This window comes from Micromonospora sp. DT46 (assembly GCF_049841735.1).
Taxonomy (GTDB): domain Bacteria; phylum Actinomycetota; class Actinomycetes; order Mycobacteriales; family Micromonosporaceae; genus Micromonospora; species Micromonospora reichwaldensis.
In genome coordinates this window covers 57080-70874 of the sequence record NZ_JBNCKW010000011.1, presented here as the reverse complement: position 1 = coordinate 70874, position 13795 = coordinate 57080, and the positions used below count along the sequence as shown (strand labels likewise).

The 13795-nt window shown below is 74.6% G+C and carries 14 protein-coding genes; 12 read left to right on the top strand and 2 right to left on the bottom strand.

Translation table 11 applies throughout. From position 1 onward, the window contains the following. Positions 1-9: 9 nt before the first annotated feature. The 9 genes from ACLQ20_RS27360 (at position 10) to mutM (ending at position 6407) form a co-directional block, all read left to right on the top strand. The gene (locus ACLQ20_RS27360) at positions 10-924 is read left to right on the top strand and encodes a serine hydrolase domain-containing protein (protein WP_425858027.1); all 915 of its coding nucleotides are present in this window, start codon (positions 10-12) and stop codon (positions 922-924) included. Positions 925-1071: 147 nt separating this feature from the next. Then, on the top strand, positions 1072-1635 hold the full coding sequence (rsmD, locus tag ACLQ20_RS27355) for a 16S rRNA (guanine(966)-N(2))-methyltransferase RsmD (protein ID WP_151455412.1): 564 nt from the start codon (positions 1072-1074) through the stop codon (positions 1633-1635). After that, positions 1632-2120 carry a pantetheine-phosphate adenylyltransferase gene (coaD, locus tag ACLQ20_RS27350; protein ID WP_132232638.1) on the top strand — a complete coding sequence of 163 codons (489 nt, stop codon included), beginning with the start codon at positions 1632-1634 and terminating at the stop codon, positions 2118-2120. The genes rsmD and coaD overlap by 4 nt, the downstream gene beginning before the upstream one ends. 186 nt (positions 2121-2306) lie before the next feature. Continuing rightward, entirely contained in the window at positions 2307-2804 is a 498-nt protein-coding gene (locus tag ACLQ20_RS27345; protein WP_132232640.1) for a hypothetical protein, read from the top strand. 109 nt (positions 2805-2913) lie between these two features. Next, on the top strand, positions 2914-3477 hold the full coding sequence (locus ACLQ20_RS27340; protein WP_151455411.1) for a YceD family protein: 564 nt from the start codon (positions 2914-2916) through the stop codon (positions 3475-3477). A gap of 5 nt (positions 3478-3482) precedes the next feature. Further along, positions 3483-3656 (top strand): 50S ribosomal protein L32, encoded by a 174-nt coding sequence (gene rpmF / locus ACLQ20_RS27335; RefSeq protein ID WP_018786309.1) that lies wholly within the window; start codon positions 3483-3485, stop codon positions 3654-3656. 114 nt (positions 3657-3770) lie between these two features. Continuing rightward, entirely contained in the window at positions 3771-4766 is a 996-nt protein-coding gene (locus ACLQ20_RS27330; protein WP_151455410.1) for a phosphate acyltransferase PlsX, read from the top strand. Continuing rightward, complete coding sequence (rnc, locus tag ACLQ20_RS27325) at positions 4763-5557, top strand: ribonuclease III (protein ID WP_151455409.1); 795 nt, start codon at positions 4763-4765, stop codon at positions 5555-5557. The genes ACLQ20_RS27330 and rnc overlap by 4 nt, the downstream gene beginning before the upstream one ends. After that, positions 5550-6407: a bifunctional DNA-formamidopyrimidine glycosylase/DNA-(apurinic or apyrimidinic site) lyase gene (mutM, locus tag ACLQ20_RS27320; protein ID WP_151455408.1), complete on the top strand. Its 858-nt coding sequence runs from the start codon at positions 5550-5552 to the stop codon at positions 6405-6407. Before rnc ends, mutM begins: the two co-directional genes overlap by 8 nt. A 67-nt stretch (positions 6408-6474) precedes the next feature. Here the strand turns inward: mutM and ACLQ20_RS27315 are convergent, their stop codons facing one another. Next, positions 6475-7317: an endo alpha-1,4 polygalactosaminidase gene (locus tag ACLQ20_RS27315; protein WP_425858026.1), complete on the bottom strand. Its 843-nt coding sequence runs from the start codon at positions 7315-7317 to the stop codon at positions 6475-6477. A gap of 105 nt (positions 7318-7422) precedes the next feature. Next, the gene (locus ACLQ20_RS27310) at positions 7423-8652 is read right to left on the bottom strand and encodes a CAP domain-containing protein (protein WP_425858025.1); all 1230 of its coding nucleotides are present in this window, start codon (positions 8650-8652) and stop codon (positions 7423-7425) included. 374 nt (positions 8653-9026) lie between these two features. Between ACLQ20_RS27310 and ACLQ20_RS27305 the strand changes: the two genes are divergently transcribed. From ACLQ20_RS27305 to ACLQ20_RS27295, 3 genes are all read left to right on the top strand, one after another. Next, positions 9027-9221 (top strand): hypothetical protein, encoded by a 195-nt coding sequence (locus tag ACLQ20_RS27305; RefSeq protein WP_091621030.1) that lies wholly within the window; start codon positions 9027-9029, stop codon positions 9219-9221. A 319-nt stretch (positions 9222-9540) separates the two neighbouring features. After that, a complete protein-coding gene (gene smc, locus ACLQ20_RS27300) occupies positions 9541-13152 on the top strand; it encodes a chromosome segregation protein SMC (RefSeq protein ID WP_425858024.1) in 3612 nt (1203 codons plus the stop codon). Then, positions 13152-13772, top strand: a complete 621-nt coding sequence (locus ACLQ20_RS27295) for an HAD-IA family hydrolase (RefSeq protein ID WP_151455315.1) — start codon at positions 13152-13154, stop codon at positions 13770-13772. Before smc ends, ACLQ20_RS27295 begins: the two co-directional genes overlap by 1 nt. Positions 13773-13795: the final 23 nt, after the last annotated feature.

Sequence of the window (13795 nt, the reverse complement as noted above, 5' to 3'; positions counted from 1 at the left end):
GACAGTGGCGTGCTCCTGCTGGCCCGGGGCGACGAGATCGTGACGGAACAGGTCGCCGGGGTGGCCGATCGGAGCACCGGTGTCCACTGCGCTTCCGGGACCCGGTTCCAGATCGCCTCGATCAGCAAGCAGATGGCCGCCGCCGCGGTGCTGCTGCTCGCCGAGCGGGGTGCGCTGAGCCTGTCCGATCCGGTCGTGCGCTGGCTGCCCGGCCCGCCGCCGGAATGGTCCGCCATCACGCTGCACCACCTGCTCACCCACACCTCGGGCCTGGGCCACTGGGAGCAGTACCCGGCGGTCGATCTCGCCGACCCGGCTGAGCCGGACGACCTGCTCGGCTCGTTCGCCGCGGTGCCGCCGCTGTTCCGGCCCGGAGCCGGGTGGCACTACAGCAGCCCCGGCTACGTGCTGTTGGCCCGGGCCGTCGAGCGCGCGGCCGACCGGCCGTACGCCGAGTTCCTCGCCGAGGAGGTCTTCGCGCCGCTGGGCATGACGGGCAGCTTCGCCGGTGCGGGCGACGGACGGCCGGACGTGGCGGTCGGACACGAGGGCGGCCGTCCGGTGCCGTCCTGGGACCTGGCGACCGTGGGCATGGGCGCGGGTGACGTCTGGTGCACCGGGACGGACCTGCTCACCTGGCTCGACGTGCCGCGCCGGGGGCGGCTGCTCGCCCCGGCCTCGGTGACGGCGATGACCGCTCCACACGCGCCCACCGGCCGGCCCGGGGAGGCGTACGGCTACGGGTTCTTCGTCGGCCCGCTGGCCGGCAGGCGGGCGCTGCACCACTCGGGGGACAACGGCGGCTACAAGGCGTTCGCGGCCTGGCTGCCCGACTCGGACCAGCGGCTCGTGCTGCTGACCAACCAGGCCGAGGTCGACCCGGTCATGGTCACGTCGGTGCTCGGTCCCCCCGAGGTGCGTTGATCGGGTGCGGACGCCGACCGGGTGGCGGGCGTGCCGCGGTGCGGGCCGGCGGGGCCGACAGGCCGTGGCGGGTCCGCTCGTCGCCTCGGGTGCTTCGTCCACCGGCCGGGCCGTCGCGTAGCGTCGGGGCATGGGCAGGGAGCGACGGTGACCCGGATCGTGGCCGGAACCCTTGGTGGGCGGCGGATCGCCGCGCCGCCCGGCGCGGGCACCCGGCCCACGTCGGACCGGGTGCGCGAGGCGCTGTTCAGCGCCGTGCAGGCCGAGGTCGACCTGGCCGGCGCCCGCTTCGCCGACCTCTACGCCGGCTCCGGGGCGGTCGGCCTGGAGGCCCTCTCCCGGGGGGCCGCGCACGTGCTGCTGGTGGAGTCCGACCCCCGGGCGGCCCGGGTGGTCCGGGAGAACGTGGCCGCGTTGCGCGCCGCCCCGGCCGCCCGGCTGGTCACCGGCAAAGTCGCCACCGTGCTGGCGGCCGGCCCGGACGGCGACCCGTACGACGTGGTCTTCGCCGACCCGCCCTACGCGGTGCCGGACACGGAGATCACGGCGATGCTCGTCGCGCTGGTCGACGGCGGCTGGCTGGCCCCGGACGCCCTGGTGGTGGTGGAGCGGTCCAGCCGCACGGGGCCCGTCGGGTGGGTGCAGGGCATCACCGGCGAGCGCAGCCGGCGCTACGGCGAGACGACCCTTTGGTACGGTCGCCGATCATGAGACGTGCGGTGTGTCCCGGCTCGTTCGATCCGGTCACCAACGGGCACCTCGACATCGTCGGCCGGGCGAGCCGGCTGTTCGACGAGGTGATCGTGGGCGTGCTGGTCAACCAGTCGAAGAGCGGCCTGTTCACCGTCGAGGAGCGGATCGACATGCTCCGCGAGGTGACCGCCTCCTACGACAACGTCCGGGTCGAGTCGTTCCGCGGCCTGCTTGTCGACTTCTGTCGGGCGCAGCAGGCGAGCGTCCTGATCAAGGGCCTGCGGGCGGTCAGCGACTTCGACTACGAGTTGCAGATGGCGCAGATGAACATCGGCCTGGCCGGCGTCGAGACCCTGTTCATGCCGACCAATCCGCTCTACTCGTTCCTCTCCTCGAGCCTGGTCAAGGACGTGGCGAAGTGGGGCGGCGACATCTCCGCCCACGTGCCCGACCGGGTCCGCGAGGAGTTGAGCGCCCGGCTCGTCCCGCCGTCGCGCGACTGACCGCCCGGGGCCGCAGTTCCCGCCGGCACCGTGCCCGGCGGGGACTGCGCTGTGGCGTACCGCGACGCGCCGGGCCGGGGTGAGCGGTGCGCTGTGGTCGGGGCGCGACATGATGTGTGCAGCGGGAAACCGGCCGTAGCCCGCATCATGTAGGTCGGCCCGACGAACGACAGGAGTGAGGTACCGGTGGACCCGCTCGATCGCATCGACGAACTGATCGCCATGGTGGAGCAGGCGCGCTCCGTCCCGATGTCGCGCAACAACTGCATGGTCGACCGGGGTGAGTTCATCGCGATCCTCGATGAGCTGCGCGCCGAACTCCCCGCCGACCTGCGTCGGGCCGCCGCGCTGCTGGACGAGCGGGACAAGATCATGGAGGCCGGCAAGCGCGAGGCCGACCGGATCATCAGCGAGGGTGAGGCGGAACACGCCCGACTGGTCTCGGTGAACGAGATCACGGTCTCCGCCGAGCACGAGGGCGCGCGGATCATCGCGGAGGCCCGCGCCGAGGCGCAGCGCCTGCGCGAGGAGGTCGACGACTACGTCGACACCGCGCTGGCCAACTTCGAGCAGTTCCTCACCCGGGCGCTGGCCTCGATAGAACGCGGGCGGGACAAGATGCACGCGCTGCGCGAGATCGGCACCTTCGGTGGGGAGGAGGCGGACCGCCCGCTACCCTTCTGAGCGGCACCTCACCAGCCGGCAGATGGGGCGGGCGCCGCCCCCGGTTCGACGGTACGGCGGTCGCCCAGGTAACCTTTTTTGTCGGCCTCTCACCGGCCGGAGTCTGACTATGCCCAAACACACGCCTTCGACACTCAACCCCAGGTCGCCGCTGGTCCTCGACACGAGGGAGCTGCCGCGCCGGCCTGGTGCGTTGCGTACGGAAAAGCGGGTGGTGCCGGCACCGGCGGACCTCGGCGGCGAGATGATCGCCGTGCCGCAGGGCGCTGACCTCGACCTCGACCTGAGGTTGGAGTCGGTGTCCGAGGGCGTGCTCGTCTCCGGGACCGTCAGCGGTCGCGTCCGGGGCGAGTGCGGTCGCTGCCTTCGCGAGATCGACGACTCGCTGGCCGTGCGGATCCAGGAGCTGTACGCGTACGAGAACAGCACCACGGACACCACGACCGACGAGGACGAGGTGGGCCGGATGCAGGGCGATCTGATCGACCTGGAACCGGCGCTGCGGGACGCGGTGGTGCTCACGCTGCCGACCAACCCGCTCTGCCGGGAGGACTGCCCAGGCCTGTGCCCCGAATGCGGGGTGCACTTGGACGATCTGCCGGCCGACCACAGTCACGAGCAGATCGACCCGCGTTGGGCGGGCCTGTCGCAACTGAACCGTAAAGAGGAGTAGGAACCGTGGCCGTCCCCAAGCGCAAGATGTCGCGCAGCAACACCCGCGCCCGCCGGGCGAACTGGAAGGCGACCGTGGTCGCGACCGTGGCCTGCCCCCAGTGCAAGTCGGCGAAGCTGCCCCACGCCGCCTGCTCCGTCTGCGGCACCTACAACGGCCGCCAGGTCCTCGAGGTCTGACCTGGACGCCGAGTGACGCCCCCGACCCCTGGTCGGGCGGCGCGCGCACCCTGGCAATCGCCCGGTGCCCCGGCTCCCTCCGACGCCGGCCGGCCTGTTCCGGCCGGCGTTCCGATGGAGCCGGGCACCGCGCGGATCGCCGTTGACCTCCTCGGCGGGGACGACGCTCCCGCCGTCGTGGTTGACGGCGCTCTGCGGGCCGTGCGCGCCGACCCGGACCTGCATCTGCTGCTCGTCGGCCCGGCCGAGGCCGCCGGCGAGGTGATCCGCGCCCTCGACCCGGCACAGCGTGCCCGGGTCACCGTGCGGCCGGTCCGCGCCGTCGTCGGCATGGCCGACCATCCCGTGGCCGCCCGTGCCGACAGCACCGTCCGCGCGGTGGTGCACGCCGTCCGCGACGGCGTCGCCGACGCGCTCGTCTCCGCCGGGTCCACCGGCGCCACCGTCACCGCCGTCGCGCTCGGCCTCGGCCGCTGGCCGGACGTGCGCCGGCCCGCGCTGATCGCCACCCTGCCGGCCGTCGCCGGCCCGGTGGTCCTGCTGGACGTGGGCGGCTCGCTGGAGCCGCGCCCGGCCACCCTGGCCCGCCACGCCGTGCTCGGCGCCGCCTACGCGGCGGTGGCCCACGCCGTCGTCGCGCCCCGGGTGGGGCTGCTGTCGGTGGGCACCGAGGCGGGCAAGGGCGATCGCGCCCGCCGGCTCGCCGATCCCGTCCTCGCCGCCGCGTCGCTGCCCTGCGACGGCCGCTACGTCGGCCTGGTCGAGGGGTACGACGTCTCCCTCGGCACGCGCGCCGATGTGGTGGTCACCGACGGGTTCACCGGTAACGTGCTGCTCAAGGCGATCGAGGGCGCGTACGCGATGGCCGGCGGGCCCCCGTCCGGCGGCGGCGCCCCGCGCGCGGCGGCCCTGCTCGGGGTCGCCGGGACGGTCGTCGTCTGCCACGGCGCCGCCCGCGCCGAGGACGTCGCCGCGGGCATCGCGCTGGCCGCCCATCTCTGGCGACGACGCGCCACCGACCACGTCCGCGCGCTGCTCGACGGCGCCGAGGCGGGCGACCGCGAGGAACGCACCGACCGCTCCACCGACACCGAGGTACCCACATCATGAGCAACGACAAGCGGCGGCGGGCGTCCGTCGGTCACCTGGAAGCCGCGTTCGGCGTCAGCCTGGATCCGGAGCTGCTCCAGCGCGCCCTGACCCACCGCTCGTACGCGTACGAGAACGGCGGCCTGCCCACCAACGAGCGGTTGGAGTTCCTGGGCGACTCGGTGCTCGGCGTGGTGATCACCACCGCGCTCTTCCACAACCATCCCGACCTGCCCGAGGGACAACTGGCCAAGCTGCGGGCCAGCGTGGTCAACATGCGGGCCCTCGCCGACGTGGCCCGGGGCCTCGGCCCGGACGGGCTCGGCGCCTATCTGCTGCTCGGCAAGGGGGAGGAGACCACCGGCGGCCGGGACAAGGCGAGCATCCTCGCCGACACCCTGGAGGCTCTGCTCGGCGCGATCTACCTCCAGTACGGGCTGGACACCGCCGCCATCGTCATCCACCGGCTCTTCGACCCGCTGATGGCCGAGTCGGCCGGCCGGGGTGCGGCCCTGGACTGGAAGACCAGCCTCCAGGAGCTGACGGCGGCGCTCGGGCTCGGCGTCCCCGAGTACCGCATCGAGGGCACCGGCCCGGACCACCTCAAGACGTTCACCGCCTGGGTGGTCGTCGCCGGCAACCGCTACGGCGGGGCCGACGGGCGCAGCAAGAAGGAGGCCGAGCAGCGGGCCGCCGAGGCGGCCTGGCGGACGCTCACCGAGCAGGCGGAGCGGGAGCCGGTCGGGCCGGAGGGCCCGGCGCCCGAGGACGGGACGGCGCAGACCGCCGAGGCGGGCCTGGGCCGTGCCTGAACTGCCGGAGGTCGAGACCGTCCGGCAGGGGCTGGCCCGGTGGGTCACCGGCCGGCGGATCTCCGCCGTCGAGGTGCGCCACCCCCGCGCGGTACGCCGGCACGCGCCCGGCGGCGGGCACTTCGCCGACGTGCTGACCGACCGGACGGTGCTGGACGTGCGCCGGCGCGGCAAGTACCTGTGGCTGCCGCTGGACAGCGGCGACGCCGTGATCGGGCACCTGGGCATGTCGGGTCAGCTGCTGGTGCAGCCGGCCGACGCCCCCGACGAGACGCACCTGCGGGTCCGGTTCCGGTTCTCCGACGACGGTCCCGAGCTGCGTTTCGTCGACCAGCGTACGTTCGGCGGCCTGTCGGTCTCGGCCGGGGGCGCGGAGCTGCCGGCGGAGATCGCGCACATCGCGCGGGACCCGATGGACCCGCAGTTCTCCGACGCGGCGTTCGTCGCCGCGCTGCGCCGGCGGCGTACCGAGGTCAAGCGGGCGCTGCTGGACCAGACGCTGATCTCCGGCGTGGGCAACATCTACGCCGACGAGGCGCTGTGGCGGGCGAGGCTGCACGGCGCCCGCCCCACCGACGCGCTGACCGGCCCGGCCGCGCTGCGGCTGCTGGGCCACGTCCGGGACGTCCTCGGCGAGGCGATCAAGTCCGGCGGCACCAGCTTCGACGCCCTCTACGTCAACGTGAACGGGGAGAGCGGCTACTTCGACCGGGCGTTGAACGTCTACGGCCGGGAGGGGCTGCCGTGCCACCGGTGCGGCGCACCGGTGCGCCGCGAGGCGTTCATGAACCGTTCGTCGTACAGCTGCCCGCGCTGCCAGCCCCGCCCCCGGGCGGCCCTGCGAGGCTGACCCCACGCGGTCTCCGGGGCACGGGCGGCGCGTTCGCCCGGCCCGGCCCGCGAGGAGGTGCCGGTGGTCAGGGCGCCGCGCAGGGGAGTCGCCACGCGTCGAGCCGGCGTTCCTTGCGGATCGAGGAGAGACCGTAGCCCAGCGTGGTGACGCAGAAGTCCGTCGTCGAGCCGGCGTACTCCACGTGGAACACCGGCTTGCCCGCCTCGACGAACGGGAGCAGCCGGGCGCACTGGTCCAGCCGCACGCACTCCTCGTTGACGGCGAAGTCGAAGTCCGGGGCCAGGGCGGCCACCTGCCCCAGGTCGTTGATCAGGCCGGGGGAGAGGCTCAGCGAGCGGGCCAGCTCGGCCAGCCGGCGGTTGAACCGCAGTTGGTCGTCGAAGTCGAGCGGGAAGCCGGACCGGTGCGCGTACCCGTCGGCGTCGGCCAGGGCGACCGCCCCGAAGCCCTTGCCCCGGCAGAGCCGGAACCGGTCGGCCAGCACCGGCCGCAGCGCGTCCCACTGCCGTACGTCGAGCCAGCGGCCCTGCGGCCGGCGGGACGCGGCACCCCGTACGGCGGCCGGGAGGCGGTCCGCGTCCGGGTCGGTCGGCAGGACGGAACCGACGTGCACCTGGCAGACCAGCCGGCGGTCCCGGGAGCGCAGCTCGGCGGTCTGCGCGGCGGTGGTGGAGACCGGGTCGAGCAGGAAGACGTCGGCGTCGACGGTGAGGTCCAGCACGCCGCTGAGCTGCCACTGCCACTGCCACCGGCCCGCCGACGCCGCCGGCCAGGCGGTCGGGGCACCGGGCGCGGCCAGGTCCGGCCGGCAGGCGGCGAGCACGCTCAGCAGGACGAGTGCGACACAGGCCGGCAGGGCCCGGCGCAGGCTCCGCCCGACGGCGCGCGTACGCGGCCGGATCCGCATCGGCAGCTCCCGGGTCGCGGGCGGCGGCACACCGCCCGGAGCGGGTACGCCGTGTCGGCGTACCTCACCCGGTCAAACGAGTACGGCCCCGGCCACGACTCGCGTTCAGCGCGGCGCGGCGAAGACCTGCGTCCAGTACGGCCCGTTGCTGTTGGCGACGCCGACGCCGATCTCGGTGAAGGCGCAGTTCAGGATGTTGGCCCGGTGTCCGGAGCTGTTCATCCAGGCGTCCATGACGGCGGCCGGCGTCTTCTGGTTCCAGGCGACGTTCTCGCCGTAGGTGCGCCAGGAGTAGCCGACCCGGTCCAGCCGGGTCCCGACGTTGCTGCCGTCGCTGCCCGTGTGCGACATGTTCCGGTGGTCGGCCTGGTCCTGGCTGTGCCGCTGGGCGGCGGTCGTCAGCTTGTCGTCGACGCTCACCGCGCCGCAGCCGGCCTTGGCGCGCTCGGCGTTGACCAGGGCGACCACCTGGCTGGCCTGGCTACCGCCCCCGCTGCTGACCGGGGCCTTCGTGCCGCCGCCGGCCGGCGCCGTGCTCCGCTCGGCGCTGCGCCGCGAGGGCGCGGTGGTACGCGACGGCGCAGGAGTCGACCTGGTGCTCTTCGTGGCCGACGGGGTGGGCCTGGCGGTGGTCGGCGCGGTGCTCGGGGTGGCGCTCGGGGTGGGCGGGGCGAGCGTGTCGCCGGGCGCCGGCTCGCCGCCCGGCAGCACCGGGGCGGCGGCGACCGTGTCGTCGACGGCGGTGGGGTCGGTCGCCGGGCCGTCGCCGGTCAGCGCGACCGCGCCGACGCCGAGGCTCACCACCAGCGTGGCGGCCGCGGCGGCACCGCCGATCACCAGCGGGCGGGGGAAGCGGCGGCGGGGGCGGTGGCGGCCCTCGGCGGTGGCCGGCGCCGTCGCGGCCGGGGCGGCCCGGAGCGCGGCGAGGTCGACGGGGGCGGTCGGGTCGTCGACCGGCCAGGCGCCGGCGGTCCGGTCCGCGGGGAAGGGGCGCTCCGCCGGGTACGCCCCGTCCGCCGGGCTGGCGGACCCGGGGGCCCAGCGGGGGTCCGGCTCGGCCTGCCAGCGGTCGGTGGGCTCGGGCCGCCAGGTCGCGGTCGCGTCGGTGGTCTGCGGCTGCCAGGTCCCGGCCGGCGCGGCGGGCTCGGGCTGCCAGCGGGCGGTCGGCTGGTCGCGGTGCCACTCGTCGGCGGGCTGCTCCGGGTCGTCCCCGAAGAGGTAGGCGGACCTCGGCTCCGGACGGTCGGTGAGCCAGGCCGGCGGCTCCTCGCCCAGCGGCTGCTCGCGGCGCCGGTCGGCGCCGTCCGGGTGGTACGGGTCGGTCCAGCCGTACACGCCTCTGCCTCCAGGGGGTCGGTTGCGGGCCGGGGTGACGCTACGTGGCGGGCGTGAACAGCGGCAACGTGGCTAAGGAAGAGTTAAGGGGAAGCCGGACGGCAGGGTGGGGACTTCCCGGGATCCGAGGCGTAGAGTCAAGGTGTCCGGACAGAGTGTGTCCGCGCCTTGTGGCAGCCCCCCGGCAAGTGGACAGGCCGACGTGGAAATGATCTACGGCCTGCGAGAACTTGACGAAAGAGGGGGTGTCGGCTCAATATGTAGGTGTCGCCAGTCGCGCCCGGTCATGCCCAGAATCGCCTGGGATGACAGCCGCGTACACATTTGGGCGCGCGTTGGCCGGCCCTTCCGGCAGCGCATATCAAGGAGTCAACATGGCTAAGGCCCTGTACGGCCACGTAGGTGCGGCGCCCGATCGGCGTCTGCTCGACGAGGTCACCCGACTGCGTACCACGGTTCGGGCTCTGGAGTTCGAGATCACGCGGCTGCGTGCCGAGAACGATCGGCTCGCGGCGGCTGCGGCGGAGGCGGACGATCTGCTTCGTCTGGCCGAGCCCGCGCTGACCTGATCTCCAGATCGCAAAACTGAATCGCATCACGCAAAAAGAGCGCGCCGACACTTCTGTGCCGGCGCGCAGCTCTGTCCCCACCCCTTTTCGCCGCACCAATTCGTGATCTTGTGCGGCCCGCCGCGACGATTCCCGTACGACTCCGGCCGACGGATGGTCCGCACCCGGGCGGGCCGGCCCGCGTCACCTGGGACGGGCGCCCGGCGGTCGCCAGGCGGGTCGCGTGCCCGGCGGTTCCCGGTCCCGGGTTAGTCTGCGGGTTCACCCAGGTCCGCGCAGCCGGCGACGGTACGGCGGCCACCGGACGAGGATCGAGAAGGTGCATCTCAAGAGCCTGACGGTGAAGGGCTTCAAGTCCTTCGCCTCCGCGACGACGCTCAAGCTGGAGCCGGGGATCACCTGCGTGGTCGGCCCCAACGGCTCCGGCAAGTCCAACGTCGTCGACGCCATCGCCTGGGTGCTCGGCGAGCAGGGCGCCAAGGCGCTGCGCGGCGGCAAGATGGAGGACGTCATCTTCGCCGGCACCGCCGGCCGGGCCCCGCTGGGCCGGGCCGAGGTGACCCTCACGATCGACAACACCGACGGCGCGCTGCCGATCGAGTACACCGAGGTGTCGATCACCCGCCGGATGTTCCGCTCCGGCGAGAGCGAGTACGAGATCAACGGCGACACCTGCCGGCTGCTCGACATCCAGGAGCTGCTGTCGGACTCCGGCATCGGCCGGGAGATGCACATCATCGTCGGCCAGGGGCGCCTCGACGGGATGCTGCACGCCAAGCCGGAGGACCGGCGGTCGTTCGTCGAGGAGGCGGCCGGCGTCCTCAAGCACCGCAAGCGCAAGGAGAAGGCGCTGCGGAAGCTCGACGCGATGCAGACGAACCTCAACCGGCTCACCGACCTCACCGCCGAGCTGCGCCGCCAGCTCAAGCCGCTGGGCCGGCAGGCGGAGGTGGCCCGCCGTGCCGCCGCCATCCAGGCCAACCTGCGCGACGCCCGGCTACGGCTGCTCGCCGACGACCTGGCCACCCTGCGCGCCACCCTGGACCGGGAGATCGCCGACGAGACCGCCGTGCGCGAGCGGCGCGAGCAGGTCGAGGCCGAACACACCGAGGTGCAGGCGCGGCTGGCCGAGCTGGAGGCGGCCCTCGCCGAGGACGCGCCGCTGCTGGCCGCCGCGCAGGACACCTGGTACAAGCTCTCCGCCCTCTCCGAGCGGTTCCGCTCCATCGAGCAGCTCGCCCGGGAACGGCTGCGGCACCTCAGCGCCACTCCCGACGACGAGCGCCCCGGTCGCGACCCCGAGCAGTTGGAGGCCGAGGCCGAGCGGATCCGGGAGCAGGAGGAGGAGCTGCGCGGCGCGCTCACCGACGACCAGATCCGGCTGGCCGAGGCCGTCGAGCACCGCCAGGAGCTGGAGCGGCAGCTCGCCGCCGCCGAACGCGAGCTGGTCGCCGCGGCCAAGGCGATCGCCGATCGGCGGGAGGGCCTGGCCCGGCTGACCGGTCAGGTCAACTCCGCCCGCGCCCGGACCACCAGCGCCGGCGAGGAGATCGAGCGGCTCGCCACCGCGCACGCCGACGCGCTGGCCCGGGCCGACCAGGCCCAGGCCGAACTCGACGCGGTCGCCGAGCAGTCCACCGAGGCGGACCGGGACAACGCCGACCTCGACGCCCGGCACGCCGAGGCGGTCGCCGCCCAGGAGCGGGCGCAGGCCACCGTGCGGTCACTTACCGACGCGGAGCGGACGGCGGAGAAGGACGCCGCCACCTGGAAGGCGCGGGAGGAGGCGCTCGCCCTCGGCCTGCGCCGCAAGGACGGCGCGGGCGCGCTGCTGGCCCGCGCCGACGAGGTCCCGGGCCTGCTGGGCAGTCTGGCCGGGCTGCTCACGGTCGCGCCCGGGCAGGAGGCCGCGCTCGCCGCCGCGCTCGGCGGGCTCGCCGACGCGGTCGCGGTCAGCGGCGTCGACGAGGCGGTCGAGGCCATGCGGTTGCTGAAGATCTCCGACGCCGGTCGCGCCGGCCTGCTGGTCGGCAGCCCCGCCGGGCCGGGCATGGACGGGCCCGCCGACGCGCTGCGGCCGAAGCTGCCCGACGGCGCCCGCTGGGCGCCCGACCTGGTGGAGTGCTCCCCGCAGCTCCGCCCGGCGGTGCACCGGGCGCTGCGCGACGTGGTGCTGGTCGACGACCTCGCCGCCGCGGCCGAGGTGGTCGCCGGCAACCCGGAGCTGCGCGCGGTCACCCCCGACGGCGACGTGGTGGGGGCGTACGCGGCGGCCGGCGGGTCGGCCAAGGCGCCCAGCTTCATCGAGGTGCAGGCCGCCGTCGAGGAGGCCCGGTCGAACCGGCTCGCCGCCGAGGTCACCGGCGCGGAGCTGCGCGAACAGCTCGTCGACGCCCGCGCCGAGGTGGCCGCCGCCAAGGAGACGGTGCAGCACGCCGCCGCCGCCAAGCGGGAGGCGGAGAGCCACCGCAACGCCGCCGCCCGCCGGCTGGCCGAGCTGGGCGCGGCGGCCCGCTCGGCGAAGGCGGAGACGGACCGGCTCGGCGAGTCCCGGGCCCGCGCGGAGGCCGCCCGGGAGCGGGACCTGCTCACCCTGGCCGAGCTTGAGGAGCGGCTGCGGCTGGCCGAGGAGACCCCCGTCGACGCGGAACCCTCCACGGAGGAACGCGACCAGCTCGCCGCGATGGTGCCGCAGGCGCGGCAGAACGAGATGGAGGTCCGGCTCGCGGTGCGTACCGCCGAGGAGCGGGTCTCCTCGATCGCCGGCCGCGCGGACTCCCTGCGCCGGCAGGCCACCGCCGAGCGGGCCGCGCGGGAACGCGCGGCGGCCCGGCGCGCGGCGCGCACCCGGGGCGCCGGGATCGCCCGGGCCGTGGCGGGCGGGGCCCGGGAGGCCCTCGCCCGGCTGGCCACCTCGATCGCCGCGGCCGAGGAGCACCGCGACGCCGTGGCGCGCGAGCGCGCCGCCCGCGAGGCCGAACTCCAGGAGGTACGCGGCGCGGCCAAGCGGCTCGGCGCGGAGCTGGAGCGGCTGACCAGCCAGGTGCACCGCGACGAGGTGGCCCGCGCCGAGCAGCGGCTGCGCATCGAGCAGCTGGAGGCCAAGGCCGCCGAGGACTTCGGCCTGGACGTGGAGACCCTCGTCGCCGAGTACGGCCCGGCCCAGCCCGTCCCGCCCACCCAGGCCGACGTGGCGGCGGCCGAACGCGACGGCCTGCCGGTGCCCGAGCCGGTCCGCTACGAGCGGCCGGTGCAGGAGAAGCGGGCCGCCAAGGCGGAACGGGAACTGGCCCTGCTCGGCAAGGTGAACCCGCTGGCCCTGGAGGAGTTCGCCGCGCTGGAGGAGCGCTACAAGTTCCTCTCCGAGCAGCTGGAGGACCTCAAGGCCACCCGCCGGGACCTGCTCACCGTGGTCAAGGACGTCGACGACCGGATCCTGGAGGTCTTCGCCAGCGCATTCGCCGACACGGCCCGGGAGTTCCAGCAGGTCTTCACCGTGCTCTTCCCCGGTGGCGAGGGGCGGCTCGTGCTCACCGACCCCGACGACCTGCTCACCACCGGCATCGAGGTCGAGGCCCGCCCGCCGGGCAAGAAGATCAAGCGGCTGTCGCTGCTCTCCGGCGGAGAGCGTTCGCTGACGGCGGTGGCGATGCTGGTGGCCATCTTCCGGGCCCGGCCCAGCCCGTTCTACATCATGGACGAGGTCGAGGCGGCGCTCGACGACGTCAACCTGGGGCGGCTGATCACGCTGCTGGCCCAGTTGCGGGAGAAGAGCCAGCTCATCGTCATCACGCACCAGAAGCGGACGATGGAGGTCGCCGACGCCCTGTACGGCGTGACCATGCGCAACGGGGTGACCCAGGTGATCAGCCAACGGCTCAACCGGGCCGACGGAGACGAGCGGCGTGGCCGCGGCGAGGAGAACGAGTAGTGGGTCGGGAACGGGCGACGGCGCTCCTGGTGGACTTCGACGGCGTCCTGCGCAGGTGGGACCCGGCGGTGGCCGCCGGGGTGGAGCGGGAGTACGGCCTGTCCGACGGCGTACTCACCGAGATCGCCATGCAGTGGGGGCGGCTCCAGCCGGTGCTGACCGGCCGGGTCAGCCACGCCGACTGGATGGCCAGCGTGGCCGACGCGCTGGCCGACTCCGTGGGCGGCCCCGAGCGGGCCCGGGCGGCCGTGGAGCAGTGGCAGCGCTACCGGGGCGAGGTGGACCCGGAGGTGCTCGCCTTCGTCCGCGAGGCGCGGGCCGGCGGCATCCGCGTCGGGCTAGGCACGAACGCCACCGACCTGCTCGATGCCGACCTCGCCGCGCTCGACCTGACGGACGAGTTCGACGTGGTGGTCAACTCGTCCAGGGTCGGGGTGAACAAGCCGGCGAAGGAGTACTTCCAGGCGGCCTGCGAGGCCCTGGAGACCCCGGCGGCCCGGGTGCTCTTCGTCGACGACGAGGACTGGGCGATCCGGGGCGCCCGGGTCGCCGGCCTGTCGGCGCTGCGCTGGAGCGGCCCGGCCGACCTGCGGTACGCGCGGGCCGCCCTGGCGTACTGACCGGTTCCGTCCCGCCCCGGCGG